The organism is Leptospira wolbachii serovar Codice str. CDC (assembly GCF_000332515.2).
Classification (GTDB): domain Bacteria; phylum Spirochaetota; class Leptospiria; order Leptospirales; family Leptospiraceae; genus Leptospira_A; species Leptospira_A wolbachii.
In genome coordinates this window covers 2,487,931-2,504,977 of sequence record NZ_AOGZ02000014.1, presented here as the reverse complement: position 1 = coordinate 2,504,977, position 17,047 = coordinate 2,487,931, and the positions used below count along the sequence as shown (strand labels likewise).

The 17,047-nt window shown below is 40.9% G+C and carries 16 protein-coding genes; 7 read left to right on the top strand and 9 right to left on the bottom strand.

The features are described from left to right. Positions 1-8: 8 nt before the first annotated feature. Both LEP1GSC195_RS17200 and LEP1GSC195_RS20065 read right to left on the bottom strand, forming a co-directional pair. Positions 9-2,990, bottom strand: coding sequence for a hypothetical protein (locus tag LEP1GSC195_RS17200; RefSeq protein ID WP_015681022.1), 2,982 nt, complete (start codon positions 2,988-2,990; stop codon positions 9-11). Positions 2,991-2,998: 8 nt separating this feature from the next. Beyond that, complete coding sequence (locus LEP1GSC195_RS20065) at positions 2,999-3,742, bottom strand: hypothetical protein (RefSeq protein WP_015681617.1); 744 nt, start codon at positions 3,740-3,742, stop codon at positions 2,999-3,001. Positions 3,743-4,027: 285 nt separating this feature from the next. On the opposite strand from LEP1GSC195_RS20065, the gene LEP1GSC195_RS17195 reads away from it, so the two are divergent. The 7 genes from LEP1GSC195_RS17195 to arsB all read left to right on the top strand — a co-directional run bounded on the left by LEP1GSC195_RS17195 (position 4,028) and on the right by arsB (position 9,395). Next, positions 4,028-5,206 (top strand): DUF445 domain-containing protein, encoded by a 1,179-nt coding sequence (locus LEP1GSC195_RS17195; protein ID WP_015681751.1) that lies wholly within the window; start codon positions 4,028-4,030, stop codon positions 5,204-5,206. After that, positions 5,203-6,165 (top strand): NAD-dependent epimerase/dehydratase family protein, encoded by a 963-nt coding sequence (locus LEP1GSC195_RS17190; RefSeq protein ID WP_015682335.1) that lies wholly within the window; start codon positions 5,203-5,205, stop codon positions 6,163-6,165. The genes LEP1GSC195_RS17195 and LEP1GSC195_RS17190 overlap by 4 nt, the downstream gene beginning before the upstream one ends. A 29-nt stretch (positions 6,166-6,194) precedes the next feature. After that, positions 6,195-7,007 carry a hypothetical protein gene (locus LEP1GSC195_RS17185; RefSeq protein ID WP_015681251.1) on the top strand — a complete coding sequence of 271 codons (813 nt, stop codon included), beginning with the start codon at positions 6,195-6,197 and terminating at the stop codon, positions 7,005-7,007. Between the two features lie 114 nt (positions 7,008-7,121). Beyond that, positions 7,122-7,469: an ArsR/SmtB family transcription factor gene (locus LEP1GSC195_RS17180; protein ID WP_040506933.1), complete on the top strand. Its 348-nt coding sequence runs from the start codon at positions 7,122-7,124 to the stop codon at positions 7,467-7,469. Next, on the top strand, positions 7,462-7,884 hold the full coding sequence (locus tag LEP1GSC195_RS17175; protein ID WP_040506930.1) for an arsenate reductase ArsC: 423 nt from the start codon (positions 7,462-7,464) through the stop codon (positions 7,882-7,884). The genes LEP1GSC195_RS17180 and LEP1GSC195_RS17175 overlap by 8 nt, the downstream gene beginning before the upstream one ends. A gap of 11 nt (positions 7,885-7,895) precedes the next feature. Beyond that, positions 7,896-8,345, top strand: coding sequence for a DUF6428 family protein (locus tag LEP1GSC195_RS17170; RefSeq protein WP_015681220.1), 450 nt, complete (start codon positions 7,896-7,898; stop codon positions 8,343-8,345). Continuing rightward, a complete protein-coding gene (gene arsB, locus LEP1GSC195_RS17165; RefSeq protein WP_015681175.1) occupies positions 8,346-9,395 on the top strand; it encodes an ACR3 family arsenite efflux transporter in 1,050 nt (349 codons plus the stop codon). Here the strand turns inward: arsB and LEP1GSC195_RS17160 are convergent. The 7 genes from LEP1GSC195_RS17160 to LEP1GSC195_RS17130 all read right to left on the bottom strand — a co-directional run bounded on the left by LEP1GSC195_RS17160 (position 9,389) and on the right by LEP1GSC195_RS17130 (position 17,044). After that, a complete protein-coding gene (locus LEP1GSC195_RS17160; RefSeq protein ID WP_015682577.1) occupies positions 9,389-10,633 on the bottom strand; it encodes an NADH:flavin oxidoreductase/NADH oxidase family protein in 1,245 nt (414 codons plus the stop codon). The two genes, arsB and LEP1GSC195_RS17160, sit on opposite strands and share 7 nt — an antisense overlap. Before the next feature lie 91 nt (positions 10,634-10,724). Then, complete coding sequence (locus tag LEP1GSC195_RS17155; protein WP_040506928.1) at positions 10,725-11,312, bottom strand: DUF6962 family protein; 588 nt, start codon at positions 11,310-11,312, stop codon at positions 10,725-10,727. A 65-nt stretch (positions 11,313-11,377) separates the two neighbouring features. Then, on the bottom strand, positions 11,378-13,192 hold the full coding sequence (locus LEP1GSC195_RS17150) for a PAS domain S-box protein (RefSeq protein ID WP_015680573.1): 1,815 nt from the start codon (positions 13,190-13,192) through the stop codon (positions 11,378-11,380). Between the two features lie 282 nt (positions 13,193-13,474). Then, positions 13,475-14,212 carry an SCO family protein gene (locus tag LEP1GSC195_RS17145; RefSeq protein ID WP_015682759.1) on the bottom strand — a complete coding sequence of 246 codons (738 nt, stop codon included), beginning with the start codon at positions 14,210-14,212 and terminating at the stop codon, positions 13,475-13,477. Further along, complete coding sequence (locus LEP1GSC195_RS17140; protein ID WP_040507212.1) at positions 14,209-14,706, bottom strand: toxin-antitoxin system YwqK family antitoxin; 498 nt, start codon at positions 14,704-14,706, stop codon at positions 14,209-14,211. Before LEP1GSC195_RS17140 ends, LEP1GSC195_RS17145 begins: the two co-directional genes overlap by 4 nt. 96 nt (positions 14,707-14,802) lie before the next feature. Beyond that, on the bottom strand, positions 14,803-15,660 hold the full coding sequence (locus tag LEP1GSC195_RS17135) for a YHYH protein (protein ID WP_040506926.1): 858 nt from the start codon (positions 15,658-15,660) through the stop codon (positions 14,803-14,805). Positions 15,661-15,877: 217 nt separating this feature from the next. Next, the gene (locus LEP1GSC195_RS17130) at positions 15,878-17,044 is read right to left on the bottom strand and encodes an acyl-CoA dehydrogenase family protein (RefSeq protein WP_015681564.1); all 1,167 of its coding nucleotides are present in this window, start codon (positions 17,042-17,044) and stop codon (positions 15,878-15,880) included. Positions 17,045-17,047: the final 3 nt, after the last annotated feature.

Genomic DNA, 17,047 nt, shown 5'->3' with positions numbered 1-17,047 from the left:
TTCTATTCTCAACGAGAATACATCGATCTTTCAATAAAGTTGGAAGCCGTGCAACCAGCCGTTCCCACATCTGAAATGGACTTATCTTGTGCGATACAGAAGATTTTCCACCAACGATTGGAATGGTTTGGCGCAATGGAATAGTTTCTCACTTCTCCCACACTTCCTTTAAAGATCCGAACATTGGCCCCTGAGATCCCCATAAGCGCTTCCCCAGACCAATTGTAAATACTGTAATAACGATTGGGTTGGTTCCAAACAGATCCTTGGAGAGAGATGGTTTCTGGACCATATCCCGTTGTGATGTCATAATCCAAACTTCCATTTCCCGCACCAAGTGGAGTTTTATTATTCCAAACAATGCGATCATTTGCAGAATTTCCATACTGTAGATGGGAATCCAAATCACGAGGTTTGGCGCCCCAAGAAAGCACCACTCGCATTTCATTGTCAGGGAGGATTGGAGTCACAAGAATGTTTTGGTTTGCCGGAGTTTCGGAACCTGCAGAGACAACCGTTCTATACGTTGTGGAGTAGTTCTCAGACACCGAAGTACAATCCCCTCTTTTTCCTGCACCTGATACTTCTAAAGTATAGTTACCTGGCGGAACTGATGGAATCACATAAGAACCGTCAGTAGAAGTTTTAACAGAAGTTATCGTCACACCATTGGCATCGATCGCATAAGGGCCAGACTTCACATTCACACCTGGTCGAATGCGAGCCGTTAGGTTACAAACTCCAGTGTTGTATAAAGCGGACAATGCCCTTCCCGAAATGGATCCACTGGTTTGGCTTCCAGGCACAAAGGTAATGATATCAAAGTTAGTGGTGACATCGGCTTGGATATCCACAATTCCTTCCACCGATTGGTATCCGGCAGAAACAAAACGAACCTTCCAACGACCCGCATTGATATTAAAGATCGTGTATTGGCTTGCATTGGAAAAGATTGTGGCTCCGGTCGCAATGGATGCTGGTTGTACGCCTGCTGATGGACGTAACGTCCCACCGTTCGGATCTACAATCTCTAAAGAATAAGTTCCGAGGAAAGAAAAACCGCCAGGTGTTCGCACTGATCCTGATAGATGGCCACGACCATCGTTTGTAATGATAGGAGTGTTTACCACAACCGTTCCGCCACCAGTTCCTACTTCTACTGGGAAGTAGGTAGTGATTCCATTTTTTTCCACACGCAGTTGGTAAGAACCAGGGGAAAGGAATGGGAAACTATAACTTCCGTTTGATTGTGAAGTCACAGAGCCCACTACTTGATCGGAACCAGAAGTCCTTGCAGGCGAAACAGCACAATTCGGAGAATCAAATCCTCCCGAACAGTCCCTATGTACATCTGCTGTAAAATTTCCTCCCACCAATCGGCCGAGAGTCACGGTGGCACCACTTACATTTTGAGTGGAGACTGCATCGGTGACAACGCCAGTCACAGTAGCTCTTGGACTGTGCATTACCACTCCATTCACAGTAAACACTGCAGGACTAGATGCATATTGGTTCGTAGCAACAGAGGAAGTGTCTACACGCAAACTAGCCGAAGATAAATAACTGGATTGGTAAACCGGAGCGACTCGATCCACAACAATGAGTTGGTAGGAACTTTGGCGGAAATTGTATTCGTCTCCATTGGTGATATCAATGGAAGCTGTGTTATCATTCGCACGTGCCACACTCGGTGTTTGCGAAAGAGTTGTCGCAAGGCCAGAACCTAATTGGTACAAAGCATAACCCACACGGCCTGCTTCATCATTGCTAAAAGGAACAGGAAGAATCGCAGGCAAACTCACCACATAGGAGCTGCCACCGAAACTAAACTGGCCAGCAGAAGTAGTAGTGATGTGAGCAAGACCTGATCCGTCCTGAGATGTGTTTCCAAGCAATACAACAAACAGCCCAGATTGGTTTGTATGGACGGCACTTGCTGTGGGCGCTGTATCCCGAATGGAAATGGTTCCAAGGATTTGAGAACGAGTGGCAATCGAGGTCAGAGAAATGGTTCCTGCATTGAAGTTACCTCCATTCAAACTCACCTGTAATGGATTGGAAGAACAAGGAGAGGGATTGGATCCACAATAATTTTCAAATCCAGGAGCCGAAATATAATAAGCCCAGAGACCACTTGCTCCGAGAAACGAAACTTCCTTAGTTGTTGGATTTACTTCATAAAGTTTATTTCCATACGTTTGGTAGGCCCAAGGGCCGGAGCCTTGCACAACCGCCAAACAAGAAGCAGTTGGATTTACTGCACAAGAACAAATAGAACCTACTTGGTTTAAAGAACAATTGGTTCCGGCGACTGCACTCAGTGCTTCGACAATCCAAAGTTTGATGGCATTTCCAAGAGCAGGATCCTCTTTTAAATACAGAAGGCGAGATGGGGCTTGGTTTGCCGAAGGCCTTACGTTGATTACAGTTCCTGCCACATGGTTTCCACTAGAATCTTTTACAAAGCCGGTGACAAAAGAAGGTTTTGCCACGATGTAGATCGGATCAGTCAGAGCTACATTTTTGGTTCCCCCAGTAGGAGAAGCTGTAAACAAAAAGGATCTAGAAACCGTATAAAATACTGGGTTTGATACTTCTAGGTAGTACACGCCATTGCTAAGATAACTTCCTTCAATGGCAAAAATTCCGTTCCCCGTAATTTGAGTAGTTTGTAAAACAGCACCTTGTTCGTTCTTTAGTTTGATTGTAAAGACAGTGGTGGAATCGGAAGGAATGGCACCATTAAGGATGTTTCCAGTTAGGTGGAGATCACTTTCCGTTGCCGCCATCCAAGGAAGACTCGTTTCTCCCAAATCCACTTGTGTCACAGTATTGGGATTAGTTCCAGGAAAGGTAAAATGAATGAATTCCGTTGTATTGGCAAAAGGTTGGCCAGATACTTCGACAGAATCTCCGGAATACACCACAGTATAATTTCCGTTAGGTAAGGGATTGATAGAAATGATATAGGATCCGTTGGCATTTGTCACTCCGGTTCCTACTGTGTTTCCGTTGGCATCCAGGATAGAAACAGTAATTCCAGCAATGGGGGCCCAGGAGACACAGTTACGCCGCCCCCAGAAAACCCAGGACTTGTGACAATGCCTGTAAACTGGGCCGGACCTTGACCGTAGTACAAACGTTCCGCGAGAAGATTTCCCACATTGACTAGGGTATACGGATTTTGTGTAGGGTCAAAAACGAAAGAAAAATCTTGGTATGTATAATTGAGTCCATATCCTGTATTAATCAATACACGATAATTATTATTGGGAAGGTCAGTTAAATCAAATTGGAATTTTCCGTTGGATTCTGCATTGGTTGTGGCAACAAGAGTGTTTGTTTCTCCGTTCGCCACCTCAATCCTAACAGAGATTAAAGTAAGATCAATACAAGCGGGAGACTGAGGAGCACCAGGACTTCCGCAAACAACATTTGCCGGAACACCTGAAATCACAGGAACGATGGTTCCAACCACACGAGCAGGTCCATGGTTAGATACTTCTTGTTCGGAGTTGTTACCTGGAACCTCATCGGGATCTGTGACAGCAACAGAATCACCAGGAGTAGGAAGGGGAACACCATTAGAGTCGGGAGGAGTGTCGAGACCACCGCTGGAATCAGCTACCGCACCACCAGAACCCAAAAGGAACCAGAATGGCATCGATTTCTTCTTCTTAGAACAGCCTACAAAAACCAAAGAAATGAGAACGAGAATGGTGAAGATTCCTCGAACGCGCATAGCCTTACCCTCTAATCAAAATTCGCTTTGTGGCCGAACCACAGTTTTTCAAATACCCTTCAGGAAATACCTAAGTGCCTCCGAAGTGTACCATTTGTAGTTCGTTTCCGTACACAAATCAAATCTTTTTTAGGGCTATCGGCAAAAAATAAACAAATCTTACCGATATTAGGGAAAAATAGCACCTGGAGGCGAATTTGTATTGCCCTGGCTCCTACTTTTTAAGCTTACTCAAAGCGGAATATGTGGGAGAATTGGATCACACAAGAACAGTGGAAACTCCTGATGATTCCCTTTACCTACGGATTTGTGGGTTGGGTAACAAACTGGCTTGCCCTCAAGATGACCTTTTATCCGATCCAGTTTGTAGGAATCCCACCGTATTTGGGCTGGCAAGGAATCATTCCTAGAAAGGCACATAAAATGGCCAGTAAGTCCGTAGATGTCATTACGGAGCGCCTTCTCAATATCAGAGAAGTTTTTTTAAAAGTAGATCCTAAAAAAGCAGAATTGGTTTTTTTACCGGCCCTAGAGTCTAGCATTCGCTATACGATGAGAGAGTTTTCTGACACTCTCGATCCCAAACTTTGGGATATGATTCCCGAAGTGGTGCGGGAAGAAATCTACCATAAGGTCAAAAGAGAAAGTGGTGTTACTATCCGAAAGGTGATTCGAAAACTCCAGAGAGATATCGATTCTTTATTTGATGTAAAGGCCTTAGTATTAAAAAAACTTTCCGGCAATAATGTAGGCCTTGTGGTAGAACTTTTTAAAGAGGTGGGGGCTCCCGAGTTTCGATTCATTGAAAGGTCTGGTTTTTATTTTGGATTTTTACTTGGTCTTGTCCAAATGGTTTTTATGATTTATTTTCCTTTGGTTTGGACTCTTCCCATCCAAGGTGTGATTGTCGGATACCTCACGAACTACCTCGCATTAGAAATGATCTTTCGGCCCCTACTTCCCAAAAAGTTTTTTGGAATTTTTACCTACCAAGGTTTGTTTTTAAAAAGACAATCGGAAGTTTCGAGACTCTATGCAAAACTGGTAAGCGAAAAAATCTTAACGCCAAAAAACATTTTATCCGAACTTATTTTTGGCAAGGCATCTAATGACATCATCTCGATCATTCGAAAAGAAGTGATCCAACATGTGGACACCATCACTTTTCTCGCCAAACCGGCGCTTTATGCTTCTGGAAAAATCGAAGAGTTTGATGCTGCCAAAGAAAGGATCGCCGTAGCTATGGCTGACAATGCTGTGGAAAAATCGTTTCATTTAGAAGAGTATTTAGGTGAGGCCTTGGAGATAGAAAAGATGATGGGGGACAGAATGTCCGCCCTTCCTCCCAAAGAATTTGAATCAATTTTACGATCTGCGTTTCAAGAAGATGAATTGTTATTAATTTTAGTAGGTGCCGCGCTTGGTGCTATGGTGGGCTGGTTTCAAATGGTATTTATTGTATGACAAAGACAATACTCATCACAGGAGGAAGCGGGGTTCTTGGGAAAAAATTATTGTTTGGTTTGATTGAAGATTATAAGATCATTGCCATCGGTAAAAACTATGCGAGTTTTCCCGATTCCATTCGCTTCCATAAAAATTTTAAATTTTACGAAAGAGATCTCGCCTCCATACACACAGTTGAAGAATTTTTAATTCCGGAATCCATCGATTTGATCCTACATTTAGCTGCGGTAGTTTCAGGAGTCAAAGTCACAGAAGAAGTTTACCACCAAATCAATGTTAATTCTACAAAACTATTAGTAGAATTTGCAAAAACAAAGAATGTTCCCCATTTCGGATTTGTAAGTTCTGTTTCTGTATATGGATCCAAAGAAATCAATTTAAACATCGATAGTGAAAGATTTGGAACCACCATTTATGCCAAAACAAAAGCATTGGCAGAAGATTATGTATTAAATTCAGGGAAGGCTTACTCTTTATTTCGAATGGCGAGTATCTACGGCAAAGGAACAAAAAGTTTTATATCAAAACTACGTTCCCTCACAAAACGAGGGGTCTATCCGTACATTTCTTCCCATCGCAAAAAATCCCTCCTTCATATTGAGGATGCCACCAAAACCTTAGTGACTTGGACCAAACAAACATTAAATGGGAAACCACCAAAACCTGTGTATGTATTTTCGCACCCCGAATTCGTGACTGTAAACCAAGTAGTGCAGACCTTTCAGGAGCTTGGGATCGCAGGAAGATTCCTTTTCCCCATTCCTGTGGGTGGATTTTGGTCAAAAATTGTGGAATTGGTCTTCCGCCTTCTGTCTTACTTAAAAAGAAAACCTTTCCATGGCTCCCCTCTCCAACCTTTATTAGAATCAGTGGCCATTTATGATTCCCAGTCTTTTGAAAATTTGGGAATTTTTCCAGAACGAGATTTACGAAAAGGACTCACTGACTATCAATAATGAAGGTACTGGGGGCCGATATTCTAAGTATGAAAAAGCGACTTTGCCTACTTGTTTTATTATGTCTTACTCTTTCTCATTTGGATGCAGCAACCTGGATCGAAGATTCTTTAAGTTTTGCATTTGAATATCCAAGAGGTTGGGCAAAGTCTGTTTTACGCCATCCGGATACAGTCCGTATCCAATTTTCCAAAACCAACAGAGAAGCCGTCCTGCAAATTGATGTCGCTCGAAGGACCAAAGATTACGATATCGACCGGTTCATTGAAGAAACTGTGGATACTTTTTTAACGAAATACCCTGACTTAAAACTGGTTCGTGAAAAGTTATTAGAGAATGAAGTCGCTGGTTTTGATGAGTCCGTCTTTGTTGTGTTACACTATACTGAACACAAACAGTTGGTTTCCAACCGATTTTTGTTTCATCGAAAAGGTGGATTGTATTATGTAATTCAGGCAAAAACACCGCGGGCTTACTTTGCAAAGTATTCCAAAGATCTAGATTTAGTAATGAAAAGTTTTCGCCGGGATACTCGAACCAAAAACAGATGGCGTAACGACAGTTTGGCGTATCTTGACCCAGTAAAAGATGAACGAATCATCCAATACGTATCGATTACGATCAGACCCATTGACTCCTACCCTCATGAACAAGGAGCAAGAAACAAACAAGACGATGGATGGTTGTTTTCTGTCGAGGGAAACAAAAAGCCAAATCCAGGCGACTGGGACAACCGCACCAAACCGCAAGCAAATGACAACGGATACACTCCAGCCGATGTCAAACCGGATACCCCTACTTCCGATGAACCTGTGGTCATTCCTGATAGCTCTGGACTCTAACCAGACACTTCCTTTTTAAGAACCAAAAAAAGTTTAAAACCCAAATTCAAAAAATCCCAATTTCCCCTTGACGGAAGTTGGTCGAATCCGTTTATCGTATATTTACGATAAACTATGGCCCAGAATAAAAAAACAGAATTTCCGGAGAATGTCCAAAGGATTGCTTCTTTTACCAAACTACTCTCCCACCCCGCAAGGCTTGCCATTTTAGAAGTATTGGCGAGTCGACAAACGTGTGTTTGTGGAGAGATCGTAGAGATCCTACCGCTGGCCCAGTCCACCGTTTCACAACACTTAAAGGAATTAAAAGAGGGAGGGCTTGTAAAGGGCGAGGTGGAAGGAACATCCTCTTGTTATTGTATTCATTGGGAAAATTTTTCCAAGGCCTATAACGAATTTGCGGAACATATTGAATTCATTCAAAAATTTAAAACTAAGAAAACGGGGAGCTGTTGTGAGTAATCCAAAAAATATTTTAATCCTGTGCACCGGGAATAGTTGTAGAAGCCAAATCGCCGAAGGTTGGATGCGATTTTTTGCAAAAGACAAAGCCAGTGTTTATAGTGCGGGAATCGAAACTCATGGTGTGAATCCGAAAGCCATAGCGACAATGAAAGAAGCAGGCATTGATATTTCTCATCACACCTCCAATCATATTAATGAATACAAAGATATCCAGTTTGATTTTCTGATTACAGTTTGCGATCACGCAAAAGAAAACTGTCCCTATTTCCCAACAAATGCGAAACGATTCCACCATAACTTTACTGACCCATCCAAAAAGGTTGGATCAGAAGAAGAAATAAAAAAAGCATTCGCAGAAACAAGAGAAGAGATTCGAAATTACTGCGAAAACTTTGTAATGAATGAACTATAAAAGAGGATAAAATGAAAACACTAACATGGAACGACTTTAAAACCAACTTGGATTTATTTCCAGAACTTCATTTGAAATTTGAATATGGTAAAAACCAAACCATATTTCCCAATTACCATATTACAGAATTTAAACTCGCGAACATCCAATCCGTGGATTGCGGTGGAAAAACCGATTCTTGGTCGGAAATCATTTTACAAGTGTTAGAACCGAAAGTAGAAAAAGATACCGAGTCTATGACACTCTCAAAAGTAAACTCCATTCTAAAAAAAGTGACATCTTCCATAGATATACCAAAAGATGCCACCTTACGAATTGAATTTGGAAACGAAGATACGGCCATGAGACAATACTTTGTATCGGAAATGAAACCAACAGAAAACTCTCTTCTCATTCAATTAAAAGATGGAAAAACAGAATGCAAAACAAAAAACGCAGATGAACCCGCGGGATGTTGTTAAATGAAACAACTTTCTTTTTTAGATAAATTTTTAACCCTCTGGATCTTTGGGGCTATGGCCATTGGGTTACTCATTGGAAAATTTTTACCATCAGTTGTTTCTGAATTTTCTTCTCTTTCGATCGGAACCACCAATATTCCTTTGGCCATCGGACTGATACTCATGATGTATCCACCACTTGCCAAAGTGAAATATAAAGAAATGGGAAAGGTATTTAAAGATGGAAAGTTACTTACACTTTCCCTGGTTCTCAATTGGATTGTTGGTCCTATCCTTATGTTTTTTTTTGCGATTACCTTTCTTGCCAACGAACCAGAGTACAGAACAGGACTGATACTGATTGGCCTGGCACGTTGTATTGCTATGGTGATTGTTTGGAATGATTTGGCAGAGGGAGATAGAGAATACGGGGCAGCACTTGTGGCCCTGAATAGCATCTTTCAAGTTTTCTTTTATAGTTTTTATGCCTATTTATTCATAACAATTTTTCCACCTTATTTTGGTTTGGCTGGAACAGAAGTTTCGATTCAGATTTCAGATATTGCAGAAACTGTAGGGATTTATTTGGGAATTCCTTTTTTCTTAGGTTTTCTTTCTCGGTATGGGTTTGAAAAGTTTGGTGCCAAAGAGTTTTATGAAACAAAATTTCTTCCCAAAATTTCACCCTTAACCCTCTCTGCCCTTTTATTTACCATCATCGTTATGTTTAGTTTGAAGGGTGGAATGATTTTGGAATTAACGGATGATGTGGCTCGTGTAGCCATCCCTCTCCTTTTATATTTCGGAATTATGTTTTTTATAAGCCTTTGGATTGGATACAAATTGGGAGTGGATTATTCAAAAAATGCAGCCGTCAGTTTTACGGCCACAGGTAATAACTTTGAATTGGCGATTGCCGTAGCCATCGGTGTCTTTGGAATTCAAAGTGGAGTTGCTTTTGTTGGTGTGATTGGTCCACTCATTGAAGTGCCGGCCCTCATTCTACTTGTTAAGTTTGCCATAGGATTTCGAAACAAGTTCTATAAAGGAAATAAAAACCTTTCTCAATGAGGAAGGTTTTGGATCCAACCCTGGTATCTTTTGGTCAATTTTGATAAACGAAATTGATCCAAAAGAAGTCGCATGATGGGGGAAACATTCACTGTTGGAAGTTTGCCTTGCGACAAACGATTCAATTGGTAACGAACCATGGCCATATTAGCCAAACCTTTTAAAGTTTTTGATTTCCACCCAGGATCCGGTAACACTCTATCAATTTGTTTATTCTCTTTCCAATCATTGGGAAGATTGGGATTGAGTGCCAAAGCTGTTGCAATTCCTACTAGGGGAACTCCAGATTCCAAAACAGATTCCGCAATTTGTTTTCTTCGAATCCCTCCTGTCACAAGAATAGGTACTGTTGCTGTCTTTGCTACTTCACTTGCAAATTCTAAAAAGTATGCTTCTCTTGCTATTGTAGAACCATCACGAGATTCACCTTGCATAGCGGGCGCTTCATAATTACCACCAGACAATTCTATAAAATCGACACCTAACGTTTGTATTTTGGAAATTACTTCTTTTGCATCTTGAAATTGAAAACCACCTTTCTGAAAATCTGCTGAGTTCAATTTCACTGCGACAATGAAACCGGGTTTTACAGCTTTCCGAACAGAGAGAATCACTTCTACCAAAAATCTAGATCTATTTTCTAAACTCCCTCCCCACAAATCATTTCTCCTATTGGCAATGGGAGATAAAAACTGACTGATTAGATAACCATGGGCCGCATGAATTTCTACTCCATCAAAACCAGACTCCTCAGCCAACTGCGAAGTCTTTGCAAATCTCTGTATTGTTTCTAAGATTTCTTGTTCTGTCATTGCTTTTGGTTTTCCCAGAAGTTTGGATAAATTTCCGATGTCGACCGGTACCGCAGAAGGGGCCCAAACTTCGCCACCTAACTTTGCTAAAATTTGTCTACCGGGGTGATTGATCTGCATAATAATCTTTCCTCCCGAGACTTTTGATTTGGATGACCATTGACGAAATCCATCAAGCGAAGAACCTTCCTCCAAAACCACACCGCCAGGTCCAGTCATGGCCCTGTGATCCACCATTACGTTTCCTGTAATCATTGTTCCTACACCACCATGTGCCCAGGATTCATATAAATTCCAAAGAGCTTGGTCTGGTTCTAAATGAGCATTGGAAAGATTTTCTTCCATCGCTGCTTTCACGAGACGATTGGGTAGAGTGGTTCCGTTAGGTAAGGTAAACTGAGAAAATAAAGGCGAAGTAGAATTCATTTGTCTTTATTAGACAAAGGATCCATCCAGAGAAAGTGATTCTGGATGGAAGTTTTTATCCTTTTTTACGAGACTGTTTGTTTCATTGGATCTAACTTAATTTTCGGATTCCCTCGGCTAAACAATAGTTAGCAATGGCAAGTAAGATATGAAAGATATCAACGTTCAGAACGGGTCCCGTAGATCCTTTTGTTCCGATCACAAGACCTGCCACAATAAACAAAACGGATCCTATGATTCCCATCACTGCTGCATTTGATTTCCTAGGAAACCGAACTAGGGAACTAATGAGAATGATGAACATAGACAATCCACCGACGACTGTTGGATAAATAGTTAGTGGATAGAGATAAGAAAACGCTAAGTAGAGAAGAAAAGCTACTGCAATGAATAGGAAAAAAGTTTTTTCCGAAAGAGAACGGAAAGTAAAATGAAAGAAGGCCAACCCGAGAAGGGGAACTCCCACACAGCCAGACAATCCCACAAAAAAACGATAGATGGAATCAAGGGTGTTGATCCCTAAAAAATGGATCGAACCAAGCCCAGCAGAAATCCCAATGATAGCCAAGCCATACAATGCGGAACGAGAAGGAATGGAAGACTTCCCGACAAATCGATATGCCATTGCCAGGGAAACTAAGGAAAGAATTAAGTCTGAAAGAAAAGTTGAGAAAACCATGGCTACGAATTAGAACTTATTTAGTAGAAGAAGCAAGATAAATTAGACGGTCATAAATAATTAATTCAAGGAACTATGACTCGTTGGGATTTTAGTACAATGTCCTGAATGATACTGTCCAATTCCTTAGCCGATTCGATGAGGTGATCCAAACTTTGCCGTTCTTCTTCGAGCGACAACGCTCCCGTTTTGATCAAATCGACAATTCCCATAATTTTTGCCAATGGGTTACGGACCACATGGGACTGGGTCCAAGCAATGGCCTTTAGTTTTTCGTTTTGTGTCTGGATGGCTGTAATTTGAAAAACACGTTCTGTCACATCATGAAAGTTATCAACGATCCCACCAATATTCTCGTCCTCAATTAGATTGGTGATGGTAGACTCCACCCACCTCCAAGAACCATCTTGGTGTTTGATTCTAAAATTATGGCTCGGCAATGAATTCCCTTGAGGGATGGAACGAACCTCTTCCAATCGTTTGATAATTTTAGGAACGTCATCTGGATGCAAAAAATCGAATAAGTTCATGTGCATTGCATCCGATTCCGTATATCCTAATACCTTGGTGATTGATGGAGATACGTATTTGGCCTTCCCTTCGGTGCTGAGAATAGCAATGACATCGACACCATTTTCTACAAGAGCTCGGTAACGTTTTTCACTTGCGACAAGCTCCATTCTTTTTGCCATTAAATCTGTGATGTCTTTTGAAAAACAGGCGAGGCCCGTGATTTGCCCGTCAGCATTTCTAATAGGATTGAAGAATACCTCCCGATGTTCTTCCAGTTGGGTGATGGGACTAATGAACCTTTCGTACGTTTTGAAACACTCACCAGAAAGTCCCCTTTCATAATAGCCCTTCCATTTTTCATAGAAGGCTTCTCCTTGGCTCATGATAAGAACAGAATCACCTTCTTTAGCAGCCGCTCCGCGGAGAAATCCCATCACATCCAAAAATGGTTTATTGGCTGCAATCAAACAGAACTTAGAATCTAAAGACCAAATCAAATCGGAAGTTCCATTGATAAGGGCTTCTTGGTTTCGTTTGATGCGAATGAGTTTTTCTTCACTGATGACTTTGTCTGAAATATCGCGAGTAACACTAAGAACCGATGTAATTTCTCCGGTTTGGTTTGCGAGTGGAACGGCGGTACTTTCCATCCATCGTTCTGTACCTTTCAGACCGATGATACGAAACCTTGTACTCGACTTAATTCCTTGCAGAGCACGATTGTGGATGGATTGATAAAATTTTAAATCAAGCGGATTTACTAAATCTTCCACCTTTTGACCCAAGGCTTCTTCCGGATTATTTGCCTCTATCATTTGCAAACCAGCAGGATTCATCTCCACAAGAATTCCCTCGGGTGAAACTACCTTCACGCATTCTGGTTCTGATTGGAGGATGGAACTGAGTCGCAACTCTTGTTGTTTTAAGGTATGGTAAGCTTCTCTTTGTTCGGTGATGTCTTGGAAAATTCCTACAATTTGCACCGGTTCATTTTTTTCATTCCGAATCACATCCGCTAGGGAACGTATCGTTTTGATTTTTCCTGTAGTTGTGATGAGTCTACATTCTAAATCGTAATCGATTCCCGTCTCTAACACTTCTTTCATGTGTAACATGGCACGTTCGCGGTCGTCCGGATGGACAGACAAAAATCCAGTTTCTAAGTCAACTGGCATGGAAGAAGGGTCCATTTCTAGAATATGAAACACTCCTTCCGACCAATGGAGAGTTTGGTTTACGAAGTCTACGTCCCAGTGACCAATTTTTGCCAAAGATTCCATCTGACGGAGTATTAGCTCATGTTTATTTCCCTGGCCCTTAACGGAGGATGCAGCAGATTCTATTTTGTCATTTTTTTTCTTTTTCACAACGAATCATTACCCCTCAAAAATCAGAAGTATGATTCTGTCAGACTAAGAAAAAAGAGTCAGCCTTTTTTTTAATTAAAAAAGAAAATCTAACATTTGAAAGTTGGATGTTTTACCACCAGGGATACGAAGGATGCCGAAGGCACCCTGGTTTGGCGATTCAGCCAACCAGGGGGAAGCGAACGCGGACTCCGGAGTAGCCCGCCCGGGTGGCCCGAACAAATATTACATTCAAGTTTTCTAATTAAAATAACAGGACTTACACTATGTCCCCCAAAAATCTTAAATTTTACTTGGAGATTGTTCTTTGTTTGTAGCTAATTCCTGTGTTAACAGTTTGATATCTTCAAGCATTGTTTTTATAGACTCAGATCTATTTCCATTATAGATTCCTCGAAAACGTAAGTCTGGACCGATTAGAAAAATTTGTTCTGAATGAACGAAGTCTTTCTGCGGATTTTTGTTTACTGTATTGGTATCCGCCTGAAACGTGTTACGTGCCAGGTCAAAAACTTTCTCTCTATCTCCTGTTAATAAATTCCAATATTGAGAATATATTCCCTTTTCTTCTGCGAACTTTTTTAATTCTAAGGGGTTATCCAAATCGGGAGTCACAGAATACGAAACAATCTGAATGTTTTGTCTTTTAGTAATTTCTGATTGTACAAATTTTAAATTACGAATGATATTGGGACATAGGCCATGACACTTTGCAAAGAAAAATGATACAATCGTAATCTTTCCCATGAAATGTGATTCATCAACATTTTGGTTCAGTTGGTTTTGGAACGTAAACGGATCCACCTTACGGACGTTTGCAGGTAGCTGATTACCTTCCGCCCAGAATGCCTCCAAATCACGACCGCGAAAATACGGTAACCTATCTTTTTGGGGAGTAGCAAAAAAAGTTAAATTTGAATCTTTTTCACCATCTTCACGACCAAACCATCCACAAGAGAAAAAACAAAATATTAAAATAACATATTTTATCAATATTATTGAAGAACGAATATTTTTCATGGGTTGATAACTGTTTTTTTATTTGTTTCATCACCTTTAAGTTTGAAACATAATTTAGAGCCTACAACACCGTACAATCGTTCAGGAGAATAAGTATAGTTTGAATAGATTTTACCATCTTTGCGCCAAACTTTAGTCCCTACATTGATTCCATTTTCAAACTTAGCATAACGATACACTTTACCGTCTTCATGCCATTCCCAATGATCATCCACTGCTGCATCTTCATTGTAGGTATAATGAAACCTGGGTTTACCGTTTTCATACCAACCTCTATGTGTGCCTGTTCGTTTGCCTTGTTTGTAAAAATACTCAGCGCCAATTTGGCCATTGGAATAGGTGTCTACCATGGGACCGTCTTCGAGACCATTCAAAAAAGAGGTCATCCGAATGGTTCCATTCGGATGTACTGATTTCATTTTGCCTGTGAACTTTTTTCCCTTATAGTAGTAGGTACTTTCTAAACCAAGACTGAGGTCCGGGTCCTGATCCATAACCACCGCCCCACATTGAAGGAAAGCGGTTACTAAAAACATTGTTAACCAAACTGAGTTGAGATTCACAGGTTTAATGAAACTAATAAAGTTTTTTTAATTCGCAGACCCACCAGCTCCAATGAGTCGACCTGAAAGGAGGATCCCATTTACCTCAGTCCCATTGTTCACATGATAATGGCGAGCCGATCCACCAGTTTTTAGTGTATTGTAATTGGCGGCTCCTACCCAAGTGGTTGGGACAGATGTACTAGATCCAGCATCCGTACACTTTGTACTACTATTGGCACCACCTAAGGTAAACCCAGTGGTCAATCCTGCCGTTATGGCATCATGTTTTTTTCCAAAAATTAAATATCCGTCTTTGGCAATACCTACCAACTTACTATCGTTATTTGAAATTTTAGGTGGTTCCACATGATAATGGTAAGCGCCGGTATTGGTTGGGTGACCTTGCGCAGAATCGAAAGTATAATATTCTGTAGAGAGGGAATCACCTGGAGCTGCTTGGTCATTATAAATGGCAATTCCATTAGTTGATACACCGATCATTCCGAAGCCGGAAGTCGTTGCTACTGTATTTTGATTATTTATTGGAACCGTTAAGGTATAGTTTTGAGATTTGATTAAATTGGGATTTGCCGAATTCGATTGCCCTGAGTTCACATACATAGTCGATTCGTAATTCGCATTGGAAGAACCCCAATAAATACTCTTATAAGTCGGAACCGAATTAAACTTAAATACATAATTGGATCCGCTGACTGACACGGTAACACAAGTGAAACTAGTTTGAATCCACTCTGGCACTCCCGCACCAAATGTAGTAGTACAAGACGAACTGTTAAGTAACGCAAGAAGAGCTAACGAAGTGACGTCCGTTTCTTTTTTAGTATCTTTACAATTCATTGTAAAAAAGAGAACGAATGCGAGAGACAATGTCTGTTTGAACATTCTTAAAAAATACGAAATTTTATTCGCATGTAAAGATTATTTTTAAAACGATTCTAAGATTTAAAAAAATGATTTGAATGCATCCAAGTAGATATCCCAAGGATTTCTCCGAATCGTATTTCTCTTATAGATCAAAACATAAAATAAAAAACCCCCTGACAAACTGCCAGAGGGTTCCTTAAAAACTTTTCGATCTTCTTGTATTAGAAGATTCGAATTAGTCTTTTTTAGAAGCTGCTTCTTTGATTACGTAAGCTGCAATTTCGTTCTTTTGGATTTGAGTTGTTCCTTCGAAGATAGTGAGAATTTTAGAATCTCTCATTAGTTTCTCAACAGGATACTCTTTTGTATATCCGTATCCACCAAAAATTTGAACTGCGTCAGTAGCACACTGAACCGCACATTCAGATGCATAAGCTTTTGCAATTGCAGAGTATTTTGGAAGGTTAGGATCGTTTGCATCACAAAGACGAGCTGCTTTGTAAGTGATTTCTCTTGCAGTTTCTACTTTAATAGACATATCAGCTAACATGTGTTGCACTGCTTGGAAAGTTCCGATTTTAACTCCGAACTGTTCTCTTTCACGTGCGTAACGTGCTGCGTGATCTAGTGCTGCTTGCGCCACACCCACACCCATAACGGCTACGAAGGGACGAGAAGCGTTCAATGTTTGAAGAGCGTAAACGAAACCTAGGTTTTCTTTTCCGACAAGTGCGTCTTCACCAACTTCACAATCTTCAAAAATGACTTGGTGAGTGGAAGAGGCACGGATTCCGAGTTTGTCTTCTTTTTTACCAACAGTAAGACCTTTGGCACTACGCGGAACGTAGAAACAAGACACACCACGTGTTCCGCGGTTTTTATCAGTATAAGCAAATACAGTAAAGGCCTGTGCATCGGAAGCACCAGTGATCCATTGTTTTGCTCCGTTGATGATCCATTTGTCGCCTTTTTTCTCAGCACGAGTGGTCATACCAGGAACGTCGGAACCTGCACCTGGTTCAGACAAACAAAAAGAAACTCCGAACTTTCCGTCCGCAATTTCAGGAAGCCATTTTAATTTTTGTTCGTGAGTGGCACCTTTAAGAATTGGAAGAATTCCAAGACCAGTGTAAGCAAATCCGAGAGCAATTCCCAGACATCCACGAGAAAGTTCCTCGATGGCTAAACACTGTTCAATCGCACCAAGACCCCATCCACCGTATTCTTCCGGAATGACAAGACCATTAATTCCTAGTTCCGAACGCATTTTATTGATGAGTTCCGTTGGGTGTTGGTTCTTCTCATCCCAGTGCAATGCTACTTCATGTGGGATTTCTTTTCTTACGAAGTTACGAACTAAATCTCTGATTTCAAGTTGTTGCTCTGTGAATTGGCTATACATTCC